Origin of the sequence: Polaribacter sp. Asnod1-A03 (assembly GCF_045063585.1) — a bacterium.
In the GTDB taxonomy this organism is placed as follows: Bacteria; Bacteroidota; Bacteroidia; order Flavobacteriales; family Flavobacteriaceae; genus Polaribacter.
In genome coordinates this window covers 2,794,582-2,818,143 of sequence record NZ_JBEFOE010000009.1, presented here as the reverse complement: position 1 = coordinate 2,818,143, position 23,562 = coordinate 2,794,582, and the positions used below count along the sequence as shown (strand labels likewise).

Genomic DNA, 23,562 nt, shown 5'->3' with positions numbered 1-23,562 from the left:
ATTAAATTTTAAACGTAATAACTGGCAAGGTAGAATGATTTGTAACATCTTCTGCTATACTACCTGCAAAAATATGCGATAATCCTGTTCTACCATGTGTAATTACAGAAATTAAATCTGCACCAACAGCATTAGAAAAATTTAAAATCCCTTTTTCTATAGATTTATCGCACACATAGTTAACATTAATTAATCTATCTGTATTGCCTTCTGCTTTCATTAAAAAACTACTTGCCATTTTTTCCATTTCTGTAGTTGTTTTAAAATTTTCATTTGGCAAATTAACGTAAAGAACTTGTTTTCTTGCATTTAAAAAATCTAATGTTTTTAACATGTTCTTATAAGCAGGAATACTTTCTTCTGAGAAATCGGTAGCTACAACGATATCAGAAAAATCAATATTAGACATTTCATTTTTTATCACTAAAACAGGTGTATCTGAATATCTAACTACTTTTTCTGTATTAGAACCTATAAAAAAATCTTTTATACCACTTGTTCCGTGAGATCCCATTACAATTAAATCTGCCTGTACTTCTTCTGAAATACTATTTATTTCACTAAAAATTTTATAGTTTTTTATAATCGGAATCACTTTTACATCTTCTAAATAATCTTTCTTTAAAAAATCTTTAAACTTTTTTTCTGCTAACTTTAAATAGAAAACGGCTTTTTCATGCTGATAAAATTCACTTTCTGTTAAGAACATATCTTGCATATCTAACATATGCAATCCAAACAAAGTAGCATTGTGTTTTTTAGCTAATAAAGCAGCTGTTTTAAGTGCGTATTCAGAATGATTAGAGAAATCTATAGGTACAATTATATTTTTCATAATTTATATTTTAAATTTTTACTCTCAAATTTACCTTTAAAATCTCTTATTAAATAGAATATTTATCATATTTAAAAGATATGCTATTGTTTGTATAGTTTTCTAATTAACTCTTCTGCAGGCTTATTCTGCGGAGTAAATCTATTATCATTTATACCCCCAACTTTATCGTGTCTATGAAACCATTTCCAAACAAAACCGCCAGCAAACCAATCTTCTTTCCAAAATTGGTTGTGTATGGCTTGCAAACCATTTACTTGCGCTTGTAAATTTATACTACCCTCAATTCTGTTTGCATCCCAAGGTTCTTTGCCTGTATAATCTACACTTCTGTAACCAAATTCTGTAAACATAATTGGTTTGTTGTATTTTTTTTGAATACTTTTTATTTCTTCTTTATGAGGCTTCCAGCCTATTTCTAAATCTGCTACCGTTGGCGATTTCTCTTTACTTAAAGGAAAATATGCATCAATACCAATAAAATCGATTTCAGTCCAAAAGGGAACACGTTTATACTCGTCCCAATTGGCTGCGTAAGTTAGTTTTCCTTTATAAATTGATTTAATTTGAGTAATTAAATCTTGCCAATATTTTGGGCGATTCATTACAAATTCTTCTAACTCTGTACCAATACAAAAAATATCTGCATTAATTTCTTTGGCTGCTTTTGCATACGCCAAAATAAACTCTGAATAAGATTTTTCTAAAATTTGCCATTTTTCTTCAGAATCCATTACTATATCTCCCGTAAAATAACCACGGCCAACCCAAAGTTGTGGTTTTACCATAATTTTTACATCATTCTTTTGGAACTCTTTTGCATATTGCAACAAACCACTCCTGGTTTCTCCAAACCATTGTCTGCTTGTATTGTGTTGTACTTCTGGCAATGCTAAGTCTCTTATAAAACCAAAAGGCATCAATGCAACATAATTGCTTTGTGCCCTTAAAACTGAATTTGTATGTGTTGTATCAATTTTATCTCTTGACGCAACAAAACTTAATCCGTTAATTTTTTTGGTTTGACTTTTACATGATAGCTGTAAAAATAGAATTGCTAATAAGAGGAATTTTTGTGTTTTCATAATTCCTCTAAAAATATTCTTTTTCTAAAATAAAGCTCTTAAACCAATGTTAAAACTTTGTCCTAAACCAGTATCGTTACCTCGTACAAATTTACTATACAAAACTTCTAAATTTATAGTTTCATTTAGCTGATATTTTCCTCCAAAACCTAAGGATGTAAAATCTTGTTCAAAATCTCCTAAACGCTGGTAATGTTGCAAAAATCCTAAGATAGTAGATTTATCTGTTGGAAAATAACTCATAAAAACACCAGGTGCTAATACATAAGTTTTATTTGCAAAACTGTCTTCATTACCAAAATTATATTCTGTATTTAGTTCTGTAAATAATTGCCAATTTCCGCTTGGAAAAGTGTAATCATAGAAAAAACGGTTTTGAAATATATAGGCTGTTTGATCTAAATAAACTCCATTTGCATCAGACTCATCAGAAATAACAGGGATATGAAATGCAGATTGAACAGAGAAATTACCCACACTTTCTATGGGTTGCCATTTTAAAGCAGGTGCAAAAGAAGACAAACCATTTCTTGAGTTTACATCATCATTAAAACCAAAAACAGCAGTAGCATTTTTATCATTAATAACATTAGACCTATATTCTAATAACAAACCTACATTTAATCGATTATTATCAGAAATTCCTGTAAAAATATCTAAAGTTGATGTAAAATAAGTTTCTCTTGCCTTGTCTGATTTTACCCCGTTGTAAGTTCCTTTAGTTTCTGTATATAAGTTGTTAAAAAACTTAACGTCCCACTGGCCTTTATCCAGTAATTTGGAAGGTGTGTAGGTTTGAATATTACTTTTATCTGTATCTTCTTCTTGTGCTAAAGATTGTAAACTAAATGCTAAAAGTGCTGTAATTATAATTTTAAATTGATTTTGTTGCATATTATTGGTTGATTATGTTTTAATTACAACATCAGTCTAAAGAATTTAAAACAACTTACAAAATTTTTAAAGCCACTATTTAAAACCATTCTAAACTGATTTTATTTTTAAGTTCTTAACTTTAGCTACGACTTAACCCCTAAGAATTAATCATCCTATGAAGCACATTGTAATAATCGGTAACGGAATATCTGGTGTTACTGCAGCAAGACATATCAGAAAAAATTCTGATAATAAAATAACGATTGTTTCTGCAGAAACAAAATATTTCTTTTCTAGAACAGCCCTCATGTATGTATATATGGGACATATGAAGTTTGAACATACACAACCTTATGAAAATTGGTTTTGGAAAAAAAACAACATTGAACTAAGAGAAGGTTTGGTCAGTAATGTAAATACTGACAAGAAAGAATTAGCGTTTAAAGATTCTTCTAAACTTTCTTACGACCAATTGATTATTGCAACAGGTTCTAAACCCAATAAATTTGGATGGCCAGGTCAAGATTTAGAAGGTACATTGGGTATGTATCATAAACAAGATCTAGAAAAACTAGAAAAATATGCACCTAATAAAGAGACTTGTAAAAGAGCTGTAATTATAGGTGGTGGATTAATAGGAATTGAGTTGGCAGAAATGTTGAGAAGTAGAAAAATTCCGGTTACTTTTCTAGTAAGAGAAAATAGCTTCTGGAATGGGGTTTTACCTGCCCAAGAGTCTGAAATGATTAACAAACATATCAAGGAACATCACATAGATTTACGCTTAAGCACCAATTTAAAAGAGATTAAATCTGATAAAAACGGACGTGTAAAATCGATTGTTATCCAAGAAACAGGAGAAGAAATTCCTTGTAATGTCGTTGGTTTAACTGCTGGTGTAACACCAAATATCGACTTTTTAAAAGATTCTGGAATTGAATTAGGTCGTGGTGTAAAAGTGAATCGTTTTTTAGAAACCAATGTAAAAGATATTTTTGCTATTGGAGATTGCGCAGAGCAACATGAAGCGATAGGACAGCGTAGAAATATTGAAGCGGTTTGGTACACAGGTAGAATGATGGGAGAAACACTTGCTCAAACAATTTGCGGTAACAAAACGGCATACAAACCTGGTCATTGGTTTAATTCTGCTAAATTTTTAGACATAGAATATCAAACATACGGATGGGTTTTTAGCGAAAGAAGTAAACAAGATAATGAAGCCTATTTTCAATGGCAACATCCAACAGATCATAAATGTATTACTATTTCTTTTGATAAAAACACCAACAAGTTTTTAGGCATCAATACTTTCGGAATTAGAATGCGTCATGAGATTTTTGACAAATGGTTAACCGAAAATCAATCTATAGAACATGTATTAGAATTTTTAGCCGATGCAAATTTTGACCCTGAGTTTTTTAAATTACATGAGGCTGAAATTTTAGCCAAATTCAATAAAGAGAATAATACAAACATCACTTTAAAAAAGAAAAGTTGGAAACGAATTTTTAGTCACTAATTAAATGACATAATCATCAAAAAAATCCAATTTTAACTCATAACACCTTATACTTATTTTGAAACTTATAAAACAATCAGGTTTAATCGTCTTTTTAACAGGATTAACCTTCTTCATAGGCATCCTTTTTACAGGCTCTTTTAATTTAACACAACCAGAATTAGATACTTTTATCCAAGAACAAGGTTATAAAAGTGAGGTAATAAAAACTGAACTTACAGAAGCTATTGTAACAGAAGAAAACTTAAATATTTTCCAATTCTCTAATAAAGTTATTGGTGCTTTTGAAGCCTCTAATAATTATTATGATGCTTTAATTGCTAAATACAACTCAGAAAAAAACTGGGAAGAGAAAGGTAAACAATATCAATATAAAATATCTGGTAAACATCATAGTTTAAGCTATACATTAGCTAAAAAATCGGGTAAAGGTTTGGCTGCCGATAGCCCTGGTTTGGCTTGGTTTTTAACTTTTGGTTTGGGGATTATTGGGGCATTAATGTTTATTATTCCTGATGTTATTTTATTAGGGAAACCTGGTATTAAAAACGATGGTGTTTTTTTAAGTGCAGCTACAAACCGTGGTTGGATTGGTTGGTTTGCTTTTATCTTTTTGGTAACATTTTACATCTTACTTTATTTTAAACAAGATCTAATTGTAAATTGGGTGTATTTAGTAGATCCTATTAGTAAATCTATTAGTGGTAATCCTGCAAGTCAATGGTTTTTATACGGGTTTTTATACTGTGTTGTTATGACAGTTATGGCAGTTAGAATGTATATAAAATACCGTCATAACAAGTATCAAATTTTAAGAACCACTTCTGTTTTATTCTTTCAGATTGTATTTGCTTTTTTAATTCCAGAAATTTTAGTTCGTTTTAATCAACCTTGGTACGATTTTAAAAATGCGTTTCCTTTAGATTACGATTTTTTCTTTAAATGGAATTTAGAAGAATTAATTGCAAGTGGTGGTTTAGGAATCTTTATTTTAGTCTGGGGAGTCCTTTTAACAATTGTAGTTGTACCAGTAATGGTTTATTTCTTCGGAAAAAGATGGTACTGTTCTTGGGTTTGTGGTTGCGGTGGTTTGGCTGAAACTTTAGGAGATCCGTACAGACAACTTTCTAGTAAAACTCTACTTTCTTGGAGAGTAGAGCGTATTGTAATTCACTCTGTATTGATTTTTGTTTTAGTGATGACAGCATTTGCTCTTTACACTTTTTTTACCGAAGAGTACCAAGTTTTGGGTATTAAAACACAAACCATACAAGATATATACGGGTTTTTAATTGGTGCTATTTTTGCAGGTGTTATTGGTACAGGTTTTTATCCAATTTTTGGTAACCGAGTTTGGTGCAGGTTTGGTTGTCCTTTAGCTGCTTATTTAGGATTTGTACAACGTTTTAAATCAAGATTTAGAATTACTACAAACGGAGGACAATGTATTTCTTGTGGAAACTGTTCTACTTATTGTGAGCAAGGTATAGATGTAAGATCTTACGCTCAAAAAGGAGAAAATATTGTACGTTCTAGTTGTGTTGGTTGTGGGGTTTGTTCTGCAGTTTGCCCAAGAGGAGTTTTAAAATTAGAAAACGGACCAGAAGAAGGAAGAATTAATCCTACGGATGTTTTATTAGGAAATGATGTTGATTTAATGGATTTAGTGAACAAAAAATAATGAATCAAAGACACCTATTTTTCTTTTTTTTCTTGATGAGCCTCAACTCTTTTTGTCAAAAAAAATATGACAAACAATATTATAAAAACGGTCAATTGAAGCAAGAAGGATGGCTTTTAGATGACAAAAAAATAGATTACTGGAAATTCTATTATAATAATGGTAGTTTAAAAAAAGAAGGTAGCTTTAAAGCCAATTTAGAAACCAAATATTGGTACTTTTACGCTAATAATTCTGTTATAGAAAAAGAAGGACATTATATAAATGGACAGCAATACAATTGGTGGTTATTTTATGATAAAAATGGTTATGTAAATCATAAATGTCAATTAAAACATAATGAAAAAAATGGATATTGCTTAATTTATAAAAATCAGAAATTGGTAAAAGCATCCAAATATGCAAATGGTAAAAAAATAAAAGAATGGACAGACTTTTTATCCTTTAAAAGAGAAAATAGTCTAAATGATTTAAAATGACACAAACGATTATCAAAGTAATTATTCCTGCTTATAACGAGCAAGATTCTATTGCAAATGTTATTAATGACATCCCTAAAATTGTAGATGAAATAGTTGTAATTAGCAACAACTCTACAGATAATACCGAAATTAACGCTAAAAACGCTGGAGCAACTGTTTTAAAAGAAAGCAGAAAAGGATATGGTTTTGCCTGTTTAAAAGGGATGGATTACATCAGTAAACAAGAAAAAAAACCAGACATTATTGTTTTTTTAGATGGGGATTATTCTGATTATCCCGAACAATTAACAGAATTGGTTGCACCTATAATTGACAGCAATATCGATTTTGTAATTGGTTCTCGTGTAAAAGAATTAAGAGAAGCTGGTTCTATGACACCTCAACAAATTTTTGGAAATTGGTTAGCTACTTTTTTAATGAAATTATTTTTTGGAGCAAAATTTACAGATTTAGGTCCTTTTAGAGCTATTAAATACAACAAACTACTGGCTTTAAATATGCAAGACAAGACCTATGGTTGGACTGTTGAAATGCAATTAAAGGCTTTAAAACAAAAACTAACTTATACAGAAATTCCCATGAAATATAGAAACAGAATAGGTGTCTCAAAAGTTTCAGGTACGGTAAAAGGTTCTATATTTGCAGGCATAAAGATATTAAGTTGGATTTTTAAATACAGTTTTAAATAGTGATTATAGAATATACGATCATTCTAATTTATTCCATTTCGTTAATACTTATTTTTATGTATGCATTAGCGCAATTAAATTTACTTTTTAATTACTTAAAAGCAAGGAAAAAATTAGACAATTCAGAAAAATTTGATTTTTCTCACCCAGAAGAAATTCCTTTTGTTACCATACAATTACCGGTTTATAACGAGTTATATGTAATGGAACGCTTGTTACAAAATATTGCTTTAATTGAGTATCCAAGAGAAAAATTAGAAATTCAAGTTCTAGATGATTCTACGGATGAATCTATAGAAACTACAGCAGCACAGGTAAAAATAATTAGAGATTTAGGTATAGATATTCAGCACATCAGAAGAACTAACAGACAAGGTTTTAAAGCTGGTGCTTTAAAAGAAGGTTTAGAAATAGCAAAAGGAGACTTTATAGCTATTTTTGATGCTGATTTTTTACCAAACCCTGATTGGTTGTATAAAACTGTTCCTTATTTTAAAAATCCGAAAATTGGTGTGGTACAAACACGCTGGGGGCACATCAACAGAAATTATTCTACACTTACAAAAGTACAAGCATTTGCGTTAGATGCACACTTTACCTTAGAGCAAGTAGGTAGAAACAGTAAAGGACATTTTATAAACTTTAACGGTACTGCAGGTGTTTGGCGAAAAGAGTGTATTTATGATGCTGGTAATTGGGAAGGTGATACGCTTACAGAAGATTTAGATTTAAGTTACAGAGCGCAATTAAAAAACTGGAAATTTAAATACTTGGTAAATGTAGAAACTCCGGCAGAACTACCTGTTGTAATTAGTGCTGCTAGATCTCAACAATTTAGATGGAATAAAGGTGGGGCAGAAAATTTCCAAAAAATGACTAAGAGGGTTATTACTAGTAAAAACCTTCCTTTTAAAACAAAGATTCATAGTCTATTACATTTATTAAATAGTTCTATGTTTACATGTATCTTTTTGGTGGCAATTTTAAGCATACCCATGTTGTACATAAAAAATGAATATGCACACTTAAAAGTATATTTTTATGTGATGAGCTTTTTTGTTTTAAGTTCTATCATCTTTTTTATCTGTTATTGGCACATGTTTAAAAGTATTTATGGTGGTGGTTTTGTTAAATTCATTAAATATATTGGTTCTTTTTTTACTTTCTTTTCTATTGCAATGGGCTTTTCTTTACACAATACAATTGCTGTTTTAGAAGGTCATTTAGGTAAAAAAAGTGAATTTGTAAGAACACCAAAATTTAATCTTACAGGTTTAAAAGATAGTTGGAAAACAAATAAATACATAAAAAAGAAACTTTCTTTTAATGTTGTTTTAGAAGGTCTATTGGCTTTGTATTTTGTTTTTGGAATGTATAGTGCCTTTATTGTTGGAGATCAAGGAGGAGATTTTGGACTTTTTCCTTTTCATTTTATGCTTTTTGTTGGTTTTACTTATGTGTTTATTAAATCAATATTTTCTAAAGCATAATGTCTTTTTTTACTAAAAATAAAAACATCTTATTTATTTTAATAAGCGCCATTCTATATTTTTTATTTGCATATTTCTTAGAAAGAACCGAATTTAATAAATTACTTTTCTTATGGTTTTCTCTCTTTGCATGTTTTTATTTTTTGATTAAAAGTAAGCAAATTTCATTTTCTAATTTAGTTGGAATTTCAATTCTTTTTAGGTTGATATTTCTCTTTGCAAACCCTAATTTATCACAAGATTTTTATCGATTTATTTGGGATGGAAGAATGATTTTAAACGGTTTAAATCCGTATTTATCTTTACCAGAAACTTTTATTCAAAAAGGTTTACAACCTATTACAGAAGCTTCTGAATTGTATAATGGTATGGGAGAAATGAACGGAAGTCATTACACAAATTACCCTCCCATAAACCAACTTTGCTTCTTAATTGCTGCTTTATTTTCTAGTAAAAGTATTTTTGGAGCTACTATTGTTTTAAGATCAATCATTATTCTTGCTGATATTGGAATTCTATATTTTGGTAAAAAACTTTTAGAGAAATTAAATCTCCCCATAAAAAATATCTTCTGGTATGCTTTAAACCCGTTTATCATTATAGAAATGACAGGAAACTTACATTTTGAGCCTGTTATGTTATTTTTCTTAATTTGGAGTTTTTACAAATTACATCAACAAAAATGGATTTGGGCAGCAATACTTTTGGCTTGTTCTATTTCTGTAAAATTAATTCCGCTTTTATTCTTGCCTTTATTTTATCAATGGTTTGTAAATAAAAAAGAGCCTTTTTTTAAAAGACATTATCAGTTGATTGCTTTTTATTTAATCACATTAGCAACAATCATTGTTTTATTTTTACCTTTTTATTCGTCAGAATTTATAGATAATTATGCAAATTCTGTTGGACTTTGGTTTCGGAATTTTGAATTTAATGCCAGTTTTTATTACATCTTTAGAGAAATTGGCTACTTATTTAGAGGTTATAATGAGATTGCTATTATAGGTAAAATCACTCCTATTATTACAATTCTATTTTTATTAGCTATTACTTTTTTTAGAAAAAATAAAACCGAAAAACAGCTAATTACAGCACTTTTGTTTGGTTTGTGTTTTTATTATTTTACAGCAACAACTGTACATCCCTGGTATTTAGCTACACCTTTAATTCTATCTATTTTCACTAAGTACCGATTTCCTCTTGTTTGGTCTCTTGTAATTATTTTTAGTTATCAAGCTTATTCAAATACACCTTGGCAAGAAAATTTATGGTTTGTAACTTTAGAGTATTTAATACTTTATACTTTTCTATTTTTAGAGCTTAGAAAAACATCTAATATTATAAAATTGTAAAATAAACAATTTTCGATTCTATATTAAGGGATTTTTGTATTTTAGGCATTAATTTTTTAACTAATTATGAAAAGACTTACCATAAAAGACATTGCTAAAGAATTTAATGTTTCTATTTCTACTGTTTCTAAAGCACTGAATGACAGTTATGAAATTAGCGTAAGCACTAAAGAAAAAATTCAAAAATATGCCAAAGCAAATAACTACAAGCCTAACTTTAATGCATTAAGTTTAAAGAGTAGAAAAACAAAAACTATCGGAATTATTATTCCGAATATGTTAAACTATTTCTTTGCGCAAGTTTTTAACGGAATTGAACAAGTTGCAAATGAAAGAGGTTATAAGATAATTTCTTGTATCTCTAACGAATCTTTTAAAAAAGAAGTAGAAACCATAGAAATGTTATCTAACGGAAGTATAGATGGTTTTATTTTATCTCTTGCAGAAGAAACAGTTTCTAAAGGAGATTTTACACACTTTAAAGAAGTGTTAGATAATGGCACTCCTATTGTAATGTTTGATAGAGTTGCTGATAAATTAAAGTGCGATAAAGTAGTTACAGATAATTTTGACAGTGCAAGAAGTACCGTTGCTTATTTGGTGAAATCTGGTCATAAAAACATTGCCTTTATTTCTACGATGAATAATTTAGAAATAGGAAGAAGAAGACAACAAGGTTATTTAAAAGGATTAGAAGATCATAATATCAAAGTTGAAAAAAATCTAATTATAAATATTGATGATAATTATAAGAATTACGAAAAAGTATTAGAACCAATATTTAAAAATAATACTATAGATGCTGTAATAGCTACAGATGAATCTTCTGCAATAGCCGCTATGAAAGTTGCCACAAAACAAGGACGTAAAATTCCTGAAAATTTTTCTGCCATTTCTTTTTCTAACGGAATTTTAGCAAGACACTCTAGCCCAAGAATGACTTGTGTAAGCCAACATGGAGAAACGATGGGAGCAACTGCAGCAGAAATGTTGATTAATCGATTAGAAGACAAAATAGATGTTAAAAAGAAACCAAAAACAATTATTGTTAAAACAGATCTAGTAGAAAGAAACTCTACAAAACACATCTTATAATTTACTTTAAAAGCAACACTAAAAATGAACTTATCTAAAGTAAAATTAGTAGTTTCTGATATGGATGGAACCCTACTAAACTCAAAACACGAAGTAAGTCCGCTATTCTTTGAGCTTTTTAGTAAATTAAAACAACAAAACATTCATTTTTGTGCAGCTAGTGGAAGACAATACAATTCTATTGTTTCTAAATTTGAAGCTATTATAAACGAAATTTTTGTAATTTCTGAAAATGGTGGTTTGGCAAAACACAAAGATGAATTATTAGTTTTAAACGTACTTTCTGCTGATAAAATTATAAAAATAATTACAGCATTAAGACTTGTTGAAGGTGCTAATATTGTTTTATGTGGAAAAGACACTGCTTTAATTGAATCTACTGATCAAGAGTTTATCAATTTATTTCAAGAATATTATAATGATTATAAAATTGTTGATGATTTAATAGATTTTGCGAGTAAGGATGATTTCTTAAAAATCGCTATTTATCATTTTGAATCTTCAGAAAAATTTATTTATCCAGTAATAAAAGATCTCGGAAACGATTTATTAATTAAAATTTCTGGTACAAATTGGCTGGACATTTCTGATAAAAAAGCTAATAAAGGAAATGCTTTAAGAGAAGTTCAGCAAATTTTAAATGTTACCAAAGAAGAAACAATGGTTTTTGGTGATTACCATAATGATATCGAAATGTTACAAGAAGCAGATTTTAGTTTTGCCATGAAAAATGCACACAAAGACATTAAAGAAATTGCAAATTATACTACAGAAAGTAATGACAATTTTGGCGTAGAGCGTATTATAGAACAATTAGTTAAAAGTAAAAACTAAACTCCAAAAGCGGTAAGTACTAATTTTCTAGAACCTCCATAATTTCTGTGTTCGCATAAATAAATTCCTTGCCAAGTTCCTAAATTTAACCTTCCGTTTGTTACAGGAATCTCTACAGAACAACCCAATAAAGAAGCTTTAATATGCGCTGGCATATCATCAGATCCTTCATAAGTATGAATATAATAAGGCTCATTTTCTGAAACCATTTTATTAAAATGACTTTCAAAATCTAAACGCACTGTAGCGTCTGCATTTTCATTAATGGTTAAACTTGCAGAAGTGTGTTTTATAAACACTTTTAAAAACCCTTTTTTTATGCTTTTAACCTCAGTAAAATTATCTAAAACTGTTGCAGTTATTAAATGAAAGCCTCTTTTATAAGGTGTTAATTGAATTTCTTTTTGTTCAAAAATCATAGTATTGATTAAATATTTATCATTTCGAGCGCAGTCGAGAAATCTTAATATTAAGACCTTTCGATTGTGCTAAAAGTGACAATTCTTTTAAAAACTATTCATCAAAAGAAACTGTACTTTGTCTTTCTCTATTTACGTGTAATTTAGTTACATCTGGTCTAGAATAATGACCAACACAATCAAAATTTTGACGCTCTTCTAAAACGCTATTAAAGTCTAAGGTTTCTATAATTAATCCTTCTTTATGCAATACAGGTGCTACCAACCATTCTCCATTAGGAGAAGCAATACAAGAACCTCCATTTGCTAAAATATCAGGAGCGTTTTCTATTATTTTATCTACATGAGGAACATCATCATTAAAATCTGACTTTGCCATTAAACTAGAAACTGAAATTACATAAGAGCGAGATTCTCTTGCTATAAATCTTGTAATATCTTTTGTATTATGATCGCTACCAGGCCAAACTGCAATGTGTAAATTTTCTCCTAAACCATATAAAGCTGTTCTTGGTAAAGGCATCCAATTTTCCCAACAATTTAAGCCACCAACTGTAAATTCTTTTAATGGATGTACTTGTAAACCATTTCCATCTCCAGGAGCCCAAGTTAAACGTTCATCATAAGTTGGTTGTAATTTTCTATGTACAGACTTTATTTCTCCTACTTCATTTATATAAACCAAAGAAGCATAAATACTATGTCCTCCTCTATTTTGTGCACGTTCCATAATTCCTAGATAAATAGCAATATTATTTTCTTTTGCCAATTTACAAACGGAATTTAATTCGCCTTTTTCTATTGTAATAGAATTACGAACATAATGTGCATGAATTTCTTTATTTACTTTTAAATCCCATTTTGCACCTTCTGTTAATGCTAACCAAAACGGATAACCAGGTAATAAAGCTTCACCAAAAACAATGAGTTCGCAATTTTCTTTTGCAGCATCAATAATAGATTTTTCAATCTTTTCGAGTGTTTTTTCTTTGTTTAGCCAAACTGGTGAAATTTGTGCTAATGCTACTTTTAATAAGTTATTTTTCATAATTAATTTTCTTTTTTCAAAGGAGTTGGTCGGGGAATAGTTTGAGGATAAACTTTATCTAAATAATAATCTAACATTATATGAAAATCAATACTATCTTTATTTTTTATGTTAGTTTGGTTATAAACTTGAATAGTATGCAAAATTCTATTCTTCAATTTTCTTGAATTATCTGTTGGTTCAAAAATCAACTTTATAAAGGCACGTTTATAATAACTAGCATAAAAATATTCCTTATCATTATTTTCATAATGAAGTTTCAAATATTTAGACAAATTATCAATAGGGAAATTTCCTTTTAATAAATCTAAACTATCATTTCTAATAGTCAAACCATTTCTTTCTCTAATATATCCTCCTGTATCAGCAAAAGGAACTATTTTATACTTAAAATTAATGTCTTCTAATTCTATAAAATATTTTTCTTTTCTGTATAATCCATTCCGAATTGAATCTGTGATTTCTTGAAAACTTAAATCATCAATAATAATTTCTATTGGATTATACTCTACAAAAAAACTTTTTGAAGGATAATATTTAACTTCTTTTTTACACGAAGATAAAATCATCAACAAAAAAAAGAAGTTTTTTCATCTTTTAAACTTCAATAGAAACCACCAAACCTTCGTTACTTCTTACATTAAAAACCGTTTCGTCTTCAAAAATTAAATACTGTCCTTTTACTCCAACAAGTTTCCCAGAATAAGTTGGTGTTTTTAATAAGTTTAAACTTTTAGGTTTTAACGGATATTTTACAACAGGAAAATTTAAATTGGTTTCTGCATTATTTTCTATAAAATACGCTTTGGCTTCATCTGGTATAAATTCTTTTAATTTATCTCTCCATTCAATTAAATTTACATCCTCAATATCATTCTTTAGCATTTTACGCCAATTGGTTTTATCGGCAACATGTTCTTTTAAGGCAACTTCTGTAATTCCTGCCAAGTATCTATTAGGTACTTCTACAATTTCTATCGCTTCATGTGCACCTTGATCTATCCAACGTGTTGGCACTTGTTGCTTTCTGGTAACACCCACTTTTACATTGCTAGAATTTGCTAAATACACAATATGCGGTTTTAATTGTACAGATTGCTCGTAAGCTAAATCTCTATCTTCTATCCCTAAATGTGCTTTACTTAGCTCTGGTTTCATAATCCAATCTGCAGCATTTGGTATTTCAAAAAAACAAGATTTACAAAAACCTTGTCTGTATATTTTCTTTTCTAAACCACAATTTAAACACTCGTAAGTAACAAAAGACAATGTTATCTCTTTGTTTAACAACTGATTCATATTGATAAAATCTGTCTTCATATCTAAGTAATACTGAATTTCTTCAGCATTTTCTGTCATCATCTTTTTTAAAACTCCTTGGTACTTCATATAATATATTTTAACCTTTTTATTTTTCGATTTTAAAGGTATCTTCGTATCTAAATACAACTAAACAAACTTACGAATTTCTATGGCGTTTCAAATTATCAATTCTATAATTTCTTGGTTTTTAAAGAAACGGAAGCATCAAATTGAGTTGTTTTTAAAATATCCTATTGATGTACAAAACGAGTTACTTTTAAAACTTTTACATAATGCCAGAAACACTAAATTCGGAAAAGAAAAAGGATTTTCTTCAATTAAAAATTATCAAGATTTTGTTTCAAAAGTAACCATTCAGAAATATGAAACTTTTGAGCCAATGATAAAACGCTGTAGAAAAGGAGAACAAAACTTATTTTGGCCTACAGATATAAAATGGTTTGCTAAAAGTAGCGGAACTACAAATGCTAAAAGTAAATTTATACCAGTTTCTGATGAAGCTTTAGAATATTGCCACATGAAAGCCGGTAAAGATATGTTGTGTTTATACATTAACAACAACCCAAAAACACAACTTTTTACAGGTAAAGGTTTACGTTTAGGTGGTAGTTCTGACGTTTATAAAGACAACGAGTCTTATTTTGGAGATTTGTCTGCAATAATTATAGAAAACATGCCTTTTTGGGCAGATTTTAGTTCATCTCCCAGTCAAGAAGTTGCTTTAATGAGCGAATGGGAAACCAAAATGGAAGCAATTATTGATGAAACAATTAACGAAAATATTACAAGTTTAGCCGGTGTACCAAGTTGGATGCTAGTCTTATTAAATAGAATTTTAGAAAGAACAGGTAAAAATAATATTCTAGAAGTTTGGCCAAACTTAGAAGTGTATTTTCATGGTGGCGTAAACTTTAATCCTTACAGAGAACAGTACAAAAAAATTATACCAAAAGCAGATTTTAAATATTACGAAACTTATAACGCTTCCGAAGGTTTTTTTGCCATTCAAGATCAAAATGATTCTAACGAATTATTATTGATGTTAGATTATGGTATTTTCTATGAATTTATACCAATGTCTGATTATACAGGAGAAAGTTCTAAAGCAATTTGTATTGCTGATGTAGAAAAAAATATTGATTACGCTTTAATTATTACTACAAACGGTGGTTTATGGCGTTATATGATTGGTGATACAATCCGATTTACTTCTTTAGAACCGTACAGAATAAAAATTACAGGAAGAACAAGACATTATATAAATGTTTTTGGAGAGGAATTAAACATAGAAAATGTAGAAGATGCTTTAAAACTGACTTGCGAAAAAACAGATTCAATTATTAAAGAATATACAGTTGGACCTATTTTTATGGACGGTAAAAATAAAGGTGGTCATGAGTGGTTTATTGAATTTGAGAAAGAACCAGAAAGCTTGCCTTATTTTACAGAAATTTTAGACAATGCTTTAAAAGCCATCAATTCTGATTATGAAGCAAAGCGCTATAAAAACATGACCTTAATGCTGCCTAAAATACATAAAGCAAAAGATGGATTGTTTTATACCTGGTTAAAAAAGAAAGGAAAATTAGGAGGCCAACACAAAATTCCTCGTTTATCTAATTCAAGAAATTTTATAGAAGAGTTAATGGAATTAAGTAAGTCTTAAAATTATTATTTTTCTATCCTTAAGGCATGATTTTTGATAGATAAAACAAAATTTTATTCCCTCTTAAAACCTTAGAATGGCTAAAAAAATTACTTTTATTTTATTTTTTACTTTACTAAAATTTACAGCAAGTGCTCAGATTTTAACAATCACAAATAAAGAAACCAAAGAACCTTTAGATCAAGTAACTGTTTTTAACAAAAAAACAAATAATTACGTTACAACAAACGGAAAAGGACAAGCAGATATAAGCCATTTTAAAAATGCAGAAATTTTAGAAATCCGTTTCTTTGGTTTTAAAACACAAACTAAAAATTATTTAGATTTAAAGAAAATCAATTTTACTCTTCAATTAATACCTACAATTTTAAATATTGATGAAATTGTTATATCAGCCTCTAAATGGAAACAAAAAACGTCTGATTTAGCAGCTAAAATTAGTACTATTTCGCCCAAAGAAATAGAGTTAATGAACACGCAAACTGCTGCTGACTTATTAACGGTTTCTGGTAAAGTTTTTGTTCAAAAAAGCCAACAAGGAGGAGGAAGCCCTATGATAAGAGGTTTTGCAACTAACCGATTATTATATACAATTGATGGGGTAAGAATGAATAATGCTATTTTTAGAGCTGGTAATATTCAAAATGTCATTTCTTTAGATCCTTTTGCCATAGCAGAAACAGAAATAATTTTTGGTCCAGGTTCTGTAATTTACGGTAGCGATGCTGTTGGTGCTGTAATGAGTTTTAAAACATTATCACCAAGTTTATCTATTGATGAAAAAGCTTTAATTACAGGAAATGCGTTTACGCGTTTTTCTTCTGCTAATCAAGAAAAAACGTATCATGCAGATTTTAATTTAGGATACAAAAAATGGGCATTTGTTACTAGTTTAAGTCATAATGATTATGGAGATTTAAGAATGGGAAGCAATGGCCCAGAAGAATATTTAAGAAATTTTTATGTAGAAAGACAAAATAATGAAGATGTTGTAATTATCAATCCAAATCCTAAAATTCAAACTCCAACAGGTTATACACAAACGAATTTAATGCAGAAAGTGAGATTTAAACCGAACAAAAACTGGAATTTTGAGTATGGTTTTCATTTATCTGAAACTTCTAGCTACTCTAGATATGATAGACATTTAAGAACTAAAGATGAAAATCCTCGTTATGGAGAATGGAGTTATGGCCCTCAAAAATGGATGATGAACAATTTTGAACTTAACAATAGTAGTAATAATTCTTTCTACGATAATGTTACTTTAAGACTAACACATCAAAAATTTGAAGAAAGTAGAATTAGTAGAGATTTTAATGATAATTTAAGAGAAACAAGAATAGAAAAAGTAGCTGCTTATTCTACAAATTTAGATTTTTCTAAAAAACTAAGTAAAAAAAGCAACTTATTTTACGGTACAGAATACGTTTTTAATGATGTAAATTCTACAGGAATAAATACAGATATTGACACCAATATTTCAGAGAAAGGACCAAGTAGATACCCAGATTCCAATTGGTCTTCTTTAGGTTTTTATGTTTCTAATCAACATGATTTTTCTAAAAAATGGGTACTGCAATCTGGTTTACGTTATAACTTTTACAGCTTAAATGCTACTTTTGATACTACATTCTACCCTTTTCCTTTTACTAAAGCAGATATAAATGATAGTGCGTTAACGGGTAGTTTAGGTTTAATTTTTAGACCTAAAAAAAGTTGGTTATTTAGCACTAATTTTTCTACTGCTTTTCGATCTCCTAATGTAGACGATGTTGGTAAAATTTTTGATTCTGAACCAGGTTTTGTGGTGGTACCAAATCCTAATTTAAAAGCAGAATACGCCTATAATACAGATGTTTCTGTTGCTAAAACTTTTGGAGATTATTTAAAAATTGAAATTACTGGTTTTTACACGAGCTTAAAAGATGCAATGGTTAGAAGAGATTTTACTTTAAATGGAAAATCTGAAATTTTATATGATGGAGAATTAAGTAAAGTACAAGCAATACAAAATGCTGCGGTTGCTAATGTCTATGGATTTCAAACAAGTTTTGAAGCTGAATTAGGGTACGGAATCGGAATTTCATCAAGTTTTAATTATCAAAAAGGAGAAGAAGAATTAGACAACGGAGATAAAGATCCGTCTAGACATGCAGCGCCATATTTTGGCACAACACGCCTTACGTATAATGCAAATAAACTAAAAGCACAATTATATGCAGATTATAGTGGCTCTGTATCTTTTGAAGATTTACCTGATAGTGAGAAAGAAAAAGATTATATCTATGCTATTGATGAAAACGGGAATCCTTATTCTCCTTCTTACGTAACTTTAAATTTAAAAACCTCGTATAGATTTACAGATAATTTACTAATATCTACAGGTTTAGAAAACATTACTGACAAACGTTATAGACCTTATAGTTCTGGAATAGTATCAGCTGGTAGAAATTTTGTAGTTTCTTTAAAAGCAAATATTTAAAAAGACTATATTTTACGCTCTACAACGTAATCTATCATTGTTAACAAAGAGCTTTTGTATTCTGATTCTGGAAAATTTTCTAGAATAATTATTGCTTTCTCTTTGTAATTATTCATTTTTAAGGTGGTATATTCTATACCTCCTTTTTCTTTTACAAAAGCTATTACTTCTTTTACTCGTTTTTTATTTTTATTGTGTTTTTTTACCGAATTAATTAACCAGCTTTTTTCTTTAGAAGTACAATTGTTTAAAGCATAAATTAAAGGCAAAGTCATTTTTTGCTCTTTAATATCTATACCTGTTGGTTTCCCAATTTTATCATCTGTATAATCAAACAAATCATCTTTAATCTGAAAAGCAATACCAATATATTCTCCAAACTTTCGCATTTGTTGAACAGTATCAGTATTTGCACCAACCGAAGCTGCACCAATACCACAACAAGCTGCAATTAAAGTAGCCGTTTTTTGACGAATGATATCAAAATAAATGTTTTCTGTAATATCTAATTTTCTTGCTTTTTCTATTTGGAGTAACTCTCCTTCACTCATTTCTCTAACTGCAATAGAAATCAGTTTAAGCAAATCAAAATCCTCGTTATCAATTGACAACAATAAACCTTTTGATAATAAAAAATCTCCAACAAGAACTGCTATTTTATTTTTCCAAAGCGCATTTACAGAGAAAAAACCTCTTCTTCTATTAGAATCATCTACAACATCATCGTGCACTAAAGTTGCAGTATGAATCAATTCTACCACAGAAGCTCCTCTATAAGTTCGTTCATCAAAACCTCCATTAGAAACCATTTTTGCTACCAAAAAAACAAACATTGGTCGCATTTGTTTTCCTTTTCTACGAACAATATAATAAGTAATTCTGTTTAATAACGGAACCTTAGACAACATAGAATCTTTGAACTTTTCTTCAAAGAGATCCATTTCATTTTTAATAGGCAGTTTTATAAGCTCTACTGGTTTCATTTACAAATAATAAGCTTTTATCTCTTTTTAGATTTTTTATATTTCTCTTTAGAGCTTGGGTTCATTACATTCTTAATTTTATCACCAATTAAATTGTAATACAACAAAGCTACTCTTTTGTATATTTTACTAAATTTAAACTCAAATAATGTATTAATTACAACATCTATATCTGTAATTTTATGATAAGCCTGCATTCTTTCTTCAATTTGAGCATCTGTATATTTTGTATATACTCTTCTTGCTGCTAATTCACACAATTGCCAGCTAAATAAGTGTTTTGCTCTCCATTTTTTTCTGTATTGACCAAAGTTTTCTTTTCCAGTTTTTAGATAAGAATCTACATGCTTTGCAGCTAAATCTGCACTTTTCATTGCATATCTAATCCCTTCTCCTCCAAGAGGATTTACAGTAGAAATAGCATCACCAATAGCAACAACTTTGTCTTTATAAAAAGTATCTTTAATACTTGTACTATATCTTAATGTTCCGCCATGAATATCTATTAACTCATAATCATCTTTACCCAATTTTAAGTAATCATCAATAACAATTTCTGTTATTTGTTTCATACTTTTAGCTTCTTTGGTTTCTTCGTTGATATATAGTTTTCCAGAACCAACTTTTAAGATATTTTCTTCCATTGCAAAAATCCAAGAATATCCATTTTGAGCCCATTTATACCCTAAAAAGAAAAATAAGGTATCTTTGTATTTATCGTAAACTTCTTTTTTTACTTTAATTAAATACTCTATTCCTGTTGCTACTACTAATTCTGGCTCATCATTTCTATCATCGTACATAACTTTACGTACTGGTCCTGTACCATCAACCACTATTTTAGATTGATAAGTAACATTCTCTTTAGTTGTAATATTTAGAAAATGTGTAATTACCTTATCTCCTTTGTATTCTTTTTTAAGGTACTTATGTCCCATTAATACATCTGCTCCGTTTTTTACAGAATCATCTGCTAAAAACTGACGAAGTCTTCCGAAATCTAAAACAACTCCTTTTGTTTTATTCCCTTTCCATGTATATAAACCTTTGGTACATTGTATCCCAAGATTATCCCAATAAGAACCAACAACAGATTCTGGTAAATTAAATTCTGTCATAGGAGCCAAAGTCATACCAGCACTAGAAAAATTATTTTCTTCAAAACTTTTAAATTTCTCTACCAATAAAACTTTATGTCCTTTTTTTGATAAGTTTCTAGCACATTGCCCTCCTGCAGGACCACCACCAACAACAATTACATCGTATTCTTTTACCATTTTCTACTATTTATCTAACTTTTATTTGCTAATTGCCCACAAGCGGCATCAATATCTTTACCTCTACTTCTTCTTACATTTACGGTTATATCGTGCATTTCTAAATTTGATATATAATTATTAATTGCAGATGAACTTGCTTGTTGAAACTCACCATCATCAATAGGATTATATTCTATTAAATTTATTTTGCAAGGTACAGCTTTACAAAATTCTACTAATGCTTTTATATCTTCTTTTCTATCATTAATTCCGTCCCAAACAACATACTCGTAAGTAATTGCTCTTTTTGTTTTTTCGTACCAATACACTAAAGATTCTTTTAAATCTTTTAAAGGAAAATTAGTATTAAAAGGCATTATTGATGTTCTTACCTCATCTATTGCAGAATGTAAAGAAACTGCTAAATTGAATTTCACTTCTTCATCTGCCATCATTTTAATCATTTTAGGAACTCCAGAAGTTGAAACTGTAATTCTTTTTGATGACATACCTAATCCTTCTGGAGAAGTAATCATCTCTATAGACTTTAAAACATTTTTATAGTTCATTAATGGCTCACCCATTCCCATAAAAACAATATTTGTTAATTTATGATTATGGTACAATCTACTTTGTTTGTCTATCACTACAACTTGATCATAAATTTCATCAGGATTTAGATTACGCATTCTTTTTAATCGTGCTGTTGCACAGAATTTACAATCTAAACTACAACCAACTTGACTAGAAACACAAGCTGTTGTTCTTTTTTCTGTAGGAATTAAAACCGATTCTACAATTAAACCATCGTGTAATTTAATTCCGTTTTTTATAGTTCCATCTTTACTTCTTTGCATGGAATCTACTTTTATATGATTGATAACAAAGTTATCTTCTAACATTTCTCTTGTTTGTTTAGAAATGTTAGTCATATCTTCAAAAGTGTGCAAAGACTTACTCCAAAGCCACTCGTAAACTTGATTTCCCCTAAAAGCTTTGTCACCATTTTCTACAAAAAAATTGCGTAATTGTTCTTTTGTTAAGGCTCTTATGTCTTTCTTTTTAGTCAAGTTTTCTAGTTTTTAAAAATAAGATTACAAAAGTACACATATAATTTGAAGTTATTACTGCCTTTTATAAGTACGCACGCGTTAGCGATTGAAATGGCATCCTTTTTTAGTGTAAATTCGAGTAATTTTTCTGAAGAATGAAGAAAAATTGTACCGAGAACAAACTAAAAAAGATATAATGGAAAGCGCGACCCTTTTGGGTAACGCAAAAATAAAAAAAACTGACAATTAAATTACTAACTGTCAGTTCTAGTTTTTTTTAAATATATAAAAGTGTTATATAATTAACATTGCGTCTCCATAAGTAGAGAAGTTATATTTTTCTTTAATAGCTACATCGTATGCTTCCATTAAAAAATCATAATCTGCAAAGGCTGCTGCTTGCATCATTAATGTAGATTTTGGCAAATGAAAATTTGTTATCATTGCATTTGCAATACTAAACTCGTAAGGGGGAAAAATAAATTTATTAGTCCAACCTTCATATGCATTTAACTCTCCTTTAGAAGAAACAGAAGATTCTACTGTTCTCATAACCGTTGTACCTACTGCACAAACTCTTCTTTTTTCTTTTTTAGCTGAATTTATTTTATCTGCAGAAGCTGCTGGAATTATAATTTGTTCAGAATCCATTTTATGCTTAGATAAATCTTCTACTTCTACAGGGCTAAATGTACCTAAACCAACATGCAAAGTTGTTTCTGCAAATTCTACTCCTTTAATCTCTAAACGTTTTATTAAATGTTTAGAAAAATGTAAACCTGCTGTAGGTGCAGCAACTGCTCCTTCATTTTTTGCATAAATAGTTTGGTAACGCTCTTCATCTTCTGGCTCAACTTCTCTGTTAATTGCCTTTGGTAAAGGAGTTTCTCCTAATTCTAATAATTTAGCTCTAAATTCCTCGTAACTTCCATCAAATAAAAAACGTAATGTTCTTCCTCTAGAGGTTGTGTTGTCTATAACTTCTGCTACTAAACTATCATCCTCACCAAAAAACAACTTGTTACCGATTCTAATTTTTCTTGCCGGATCTACCAAAACATCCCACAATCTATTTTCAGAATTTAATTCTCTTAATAAGAAAACTTCAATTCTAGCCCCTGTTTTTTCTTTGTTACCATACATTCTGGCAGGAAAAACTTTGGTGTTATTTAACATCATAACATCACCTTCCTCAAAGTAATTAATAACATCTTTAAAAAGTTTATGCTCAATCGTGCCTTCTTTTCTATTCAAAACCATTAAACGAGACTCATCTCTGTGTTCTGCAGGGTGTTTTGCCAACAATTCTTCTGGTAATTCAAACTCAAAATGCGATAATTTCATACGTATATTTGTTATTAAGAGCGCAAATATACGATATCGGAA

The 23,562-nt window shown here is 29.3% G+C and carries 21 protein-coding genes; 10 read left to right on the top strand and 11 right to left on the bottom strand.

The genetic code is table 11. From position 1 onward, the window contains the following. Nucleotide 1: 1 nt before the first annotated feature. The 3 genes from ACJJVY_RS12690 to ACJJVY_RS12680 form a co-directional block, all read right to left on the bottom strand. Nucleotides 2-835, bottom strand: a complete 834-nt coding sequence (locus tag ACJJVY_RS12690; RefSeq protein WP_405609244.1) for a universal stress protein — start codon at nt 833-835, stop codon at nt 2-4. A gap of 83 nt (nt 836-918) precedes the next feature. Beyond that, nucleotides 919-1,920 (bottom strand): glycoside hydrolase family 113, encoded by a 1,002-nt coding sequence (locus ACJJVY_RS12685; protein ID WP_405609241.1) that lies wholly within the window; start codon nt 1,918-1,920, stop codon nt 919-921. A gap of 24 nt (nt 1,921-1,944) precedes the next feature. After that, nucleotides 1,945-2,814 (bottom strand): hypothetical protein, encoded by an 870-nt coding sequence (locus tag ACJJVY_RS12680; protein WP_405609238.1) that lies wholly within the window; start codon nt 2,812-2,814, stop codon nt 1,945-1,947. Between the two features lie 157 nt (nt 2,815-2,971). On the opposite strand from ACJJVY_RS12680, the gene ACJJVY_RS12675 reads away from it, so the two are divergent. The 8 genes from ACJJVY_RS12675 (at nt 2,972) to ACJJVY_RS12640 (ending at nt 11,941) form a co-directional block, all read left to right on the top strand. Continuing rightward, a complete protein-coding gene (locus tag ACJJVY_RS12675) occupies nt 2,972-4,318 on the top strand; it encodes an NAD(P)/FAD-dependent oxidoreductase (RefSeq protein ID WP_405609235.1) in 1,347 nt (448 codons plus the stop codon). Between the two features lie 58 nt (nt 4,319-4,376). After that, nucleotides 4,377-5,999 carry a 4Fe-4S binding protein gene (locus ACJJVY_RS12670; RefSeq protein ID WP_405609232.1) on the top strand — a complete coding sequence of 541 codons (1,623 nt, stop codon included), beginning with the start codon at nt 4,377-4,379 and terminating at the stop codon, nt 5,997-5,999. Between the two features lie 95 nt (nt 6,000-6,094). Beyond that, nucleotides 6,095-6,478, top strand: coding sequence for a toxin-antitoxin system YwqK family antitoxin (locus ACJJVY_RS12665; protein WP_405609229.1), 384 nt, complete (start codon nt 6,095-6,097; stop codon nt 6,476-6,478). Further along, nucleotides 6,475-7,170, top strand: a complete 696-nt coding sequence (locus ACJJVY_RS12660; RefSeq protein ID WP_405609226.1) for a glycosyltransferase family 2 protein — start codon at nt 6,475-6,477, stop codon at nt 7,168-7,170. Before ACJJVY_RS12665 ends, ACJJVY_RS12660 begins: the two co-directional genes overlap by 4 nt. Next, nucleotides 7,170-8,660 carry a cellulose synthase family protein gene (locus tag ACJJVY_RS12655; protein WP_405609223.1) on the top strand — a complete coding sequence of 497 codons (1,491 nt, stop codon included), beginning with the start codon at nt 7,170-7,172 and terminating at the stop codon, nt 8,658-8,660. Before ACJJVY_RS12660 ends, ACJJVY_RS12655 begins: the two co-directional genes overlap by 1 nt. Beyond that, the gene (locus ACJJVY_RS12650) at nt 8,660-10,012 is read left to right on the top strand and encodes a mannosyltransferase (protein ID WP_405609220.1); all 1,353 of its coding nucleotides are present in this window, start codon (nt 8,660-8,662) and stop codon (nt 10,010-10,012) included. Before ACJJVY_RS12655 ends, ACJJVY_RS12650 begins: the two co-directional genes overlap by 1 nt. Nucleotides 10,013-10,078: 66 nt before the next feature. Beyond that, nucleotides 10,079-11,107: a LacI family DNA-binding transcriptional regulator gene (locus tag ACJJVY_RS12645; RefSeq protein WP_405609217.1), complete on the top strand. Its 1,029-nt coding sequence runs from the start codon at nt 10,079-10,081 to the stop codon at nt 11,105-11,107. A gap of 24 nt (nt 11,108-11,131) precedes the next feature. Next, a complete protein-coding gene (locus tag ACJJVY_RS12640) occupies nt 11,132-11,941 on the top strand; it encodes an HAD family hydrolase (protein WP_405609214.1) in 810 nt (269 codons plus the stop codon). On the opposite strand, the gene ACJJVY_RS12635 is transcribed toward ACJJVY_RS12640, so the two are convergent. The 4 genes from ACJJVY_RS12635 to ACJJVY_RS12620 form a co-directional block, all read right to left on the bottom strand. After that, nucleotides 11,938-12,360, bottom strand: a complete 423-nt coding sequence (locus ACJJVY_RS12635) for a secondary thiamine-phosphate synthase enzyme YjbQ (RefSeq protein WP_405609211.1) — start codon at nt 12,358-12,360, stop codon at nt 11,938-11,940. The two genes, ACJJVY_RS12640 and ACJJVY_RS12635, sit on opposite strands and share 4 nt — an antisense overlap. Before the next feature lie 94 nt (nt 12,361-12,454). After that, nucleotides 12,455-13,408: a carbon-nitrogen hydrolase family protein gene (locus ACJJVY_RS12630; protein WP_405609208.1), complete on the bottom strand. Its 954-nt coding sequence runs from the start codon at nt 13,406-13,408 to the stop codon at nt 12,455-12,457. A 2-nt stretch (nt 13,409-13,410) separates the two neighbouring features. Continuing rightward, nucleotides 13,411-13,977: a hypothetical protein gene (locus ACJJVY_RS12625; protein WP_405609205.1), complete on the bottom strand. Its 567-nt coding sequence runs from the start codon at nt 13,975-13,977 to the stop codon at nt 13,411-13,413. A 28-nt stretch (nt 13,978-14,005) separates the two neighbouring features. Then, on the bottom strand, nt 14,006-14,797 hold the full coding sequence (locus ACJJVY_RS12620; RefSeq protein ID WP_405609202.1) for a DUF2797 domain-containing protein: 792 nt from the start codon (nt 14,795-14,797) through the stop codon (nt 14,006-14,008). 82 nt (nt 14,798-14,879) lie between these two features. Between ACJJVY_RS12620 and ACJJVY_RS12615 the strand changes: the two genes are divergently transcribed. Both ACJJVY_RS12615 and ACJJVY_RS12610 read left to right on the top strand, forming a co-directional pair. Beyond that, a complete protein-coding gene (locus tag ACJJVY_RS12615) occupies nt 14,880-16,397 on the top strand; it encodes a GH3 auxin-responsive promoter family protein (RefSeq protein ID WP_405609199.1) in 1,518 nt (505 codons plus the stop codon). A 76-nt stretch (nt 16,398-16,473) separates the two neighbouring features. Next, nucleotides 16,474-18,882 carry a TonB-dependent receptor domain-containing protein gene (locus tag ACJJVY_RS12610; RefSeq protein WP_405609196.1) on the top strand — a complete coding sequence of 803 codons (2,409 nt, stop codon included), beginning with the start codon at nt 16,474-16,476 and terminating at the stop codon, nt 18,880-18,882. A gap of 5 nt (nt 18,883-18,887) precedes the next feature. Here ACJJVY_RS12610 and ACJJVY_RS12605 read toward each other — a convergent pair whose 3' ends face one another. The 4 genes from ACJJVY_RS12605 to queA form a co-directional block, all read right to left on the bottom strand. Then, the gene (locus tag ACJJVY_RS12605; RefSeq protein WP_405609193.1) at nt 18,888-19,865 is read right to left on the bottom strand and encodes a polyprenyl synthetase family protein; all 978 of its coding nucleotides are present in this window, start codon (nt 19,863-19,865) and stop codon (nt 18,888-18,890) included. A gap of 17 nt (nt 19,866-19,882) precedes the next feature. Beyond that, nucleotides 19,883-21,142: an NAD(P)/FAD-dependent oxidoreductase gene (locus tag ACJJVY_RS12600; RefSeq protein WP_405609189.1), complete on the bottom strand. Its 1,260-nt coding sequence runs from the start codon at nt 21,140-21,142 to the stop codon at nt 19,883-19,885. Nucleotides 21,143-21,156: 14 nt separating this feature from the next. Continuing rightward, nucleotides 21,157-22,194, bottom strand: a complete 1,038-nt coding sequence (gene rlmN / locus ACJJVY_RS12595; protein ID WP_405609186.1) for a 23S rRNA (adenine(2503)-C(2))-methyltransferase RlmN — start codon at nt 22,192-22,194, stop codon at nt 21,157-21,159. Between the two features lie 276 nt (nt 22,195-22,470). Next, the gene (queA, locus tag ACJJVY_RS12590) at nt 22,471-23,520 is read right to left on the bottom strand and encodes a tRNA preQ1(34) S-adenosylmethionine ribosyltransferase-isomerase QueA (protein ID WP_405609183.1); all 1,050 of its coding nucleotides are present in this window, start codon (nt 23,518-23,520) and stop codon (nt 22,471-22,473) included. Between the last annotated feature and the right edge of the window lie 42 nt (nt 23,521-23,562).

Coding starts and splice junctions, on each gene's coding strand:
- ACJJVY_RS12685 (WP_405609241.1), bottom strand. CDS start 1,920: ATGAAAACACAAAAATTCCTCTTATTAGCAATTCTATTTTTACAGCTA.
- ACJJVY_RS12645 (WP_405609217.1), top strand. CDS start 10,079: ATGAAAAGACTTACCATAAAAGACATTGCTAAAGAATTTAATGTTTCT.
- ACJJVY_RS12605 (WP_405609193.1), bottom strand. CDS start 19,865: ATGAAACCAGTAGAGCTTATAAAACTGCCTATTAAAAATGAAATGGAT.
- ACJJVY_RS12620 (WP_405609202.1), bottom strand. CDS start 14,797: ATGAAGTACCAAGGAGTTTTAAAAAAGATGATGACAGAAAATGCTGAA.
- ACJJVY_RS12690 (WP_405609244.1), bottom strand. CDS start 835: ATGAAAAATATAATTGTACCTATAGATTTCTCTAATCATTCTGAATAC.
- ACJJVY_RS12615 (WP_405609199.1), top strand. CDS start 14,880: ATGGCGTTTCAAATTATCAATTCTATAATTTCTTGGTTTTTAAAGAAA.
- ACJJVY_RS12650 (WP_405609220.1), top strand. CDS start 8,660: ATGTCTTTTTTTACTAAAAATAAAAACATCTTATTTATTTTAATAAGC.
- ACJJVY_RS12660 (WP_405609226.1), top strand. CDS start 6,475: ATGACACAAACGATTATCAAAGTAATTATTCCTGCTTATAACGAGCAA.
- ACJJVY_RS12630 (WP_405609208.1), bottom strand. CDS start 13,408: ATGAAAAATAACTTATTAAAAGTAGCATTAGCACAAATTTCACCAGTT.
- ACJJVY_RS12610 (WP_405609196.1), top strand. CDS start 16,474: ATGGCTAAAAAAATTACTTTTATTTTATTTTTTACTTTACTAAAATTT.
- ACJJVY_RS12675 (WP_405609235.1), top strand. CDS start 2,972: ATGAAGCACATTGTAATAATCGGTAACGGAATATCTGGTGTTACTGCA.
- ACJJVY_RS12600 (WP_405609189.1), bottom strand. CDS start 21,142: ATGGTAAAAGAATACGATGTAATTGTTGTTGGTGGTGGTCCTGCAGGA.
- ACJJVY_RS12625 (WP_405609205.1), bottom strand. CDS start 13,977: ATGATTTTATCTTCGTGTAAAAAAGAAGTTAAATATTATCCTTCAAAA.
- ACJJVY_RS12680 (WP_405609238.1), bottom strand. CDS start 2,814: ATGCAACAAAATCAATTTAAAATTATAATTACAGCACTTTTAGCATTT.
- ACJJVY_RS12640 (WP_405609214.1), top strand. CDS start 11,132: ATGAACTTATCTAAAGTAAAATTAGTAGTTTCTGATATGGATGGAACC.
- queA (WP_405609183.1), bottom strand. CDS start 23,520: ATGAAATTATCGCATTTTGAGTTTGAATTACCAGAAGAATTGTTGGCA.
- ACJJVY_RS12635 (WP_405609211.1), bottom strand. CDS start 12,360: ATGATTTTTGAACAAAAAGAAATTCAATTAACACCTTATAAAAGAGGC.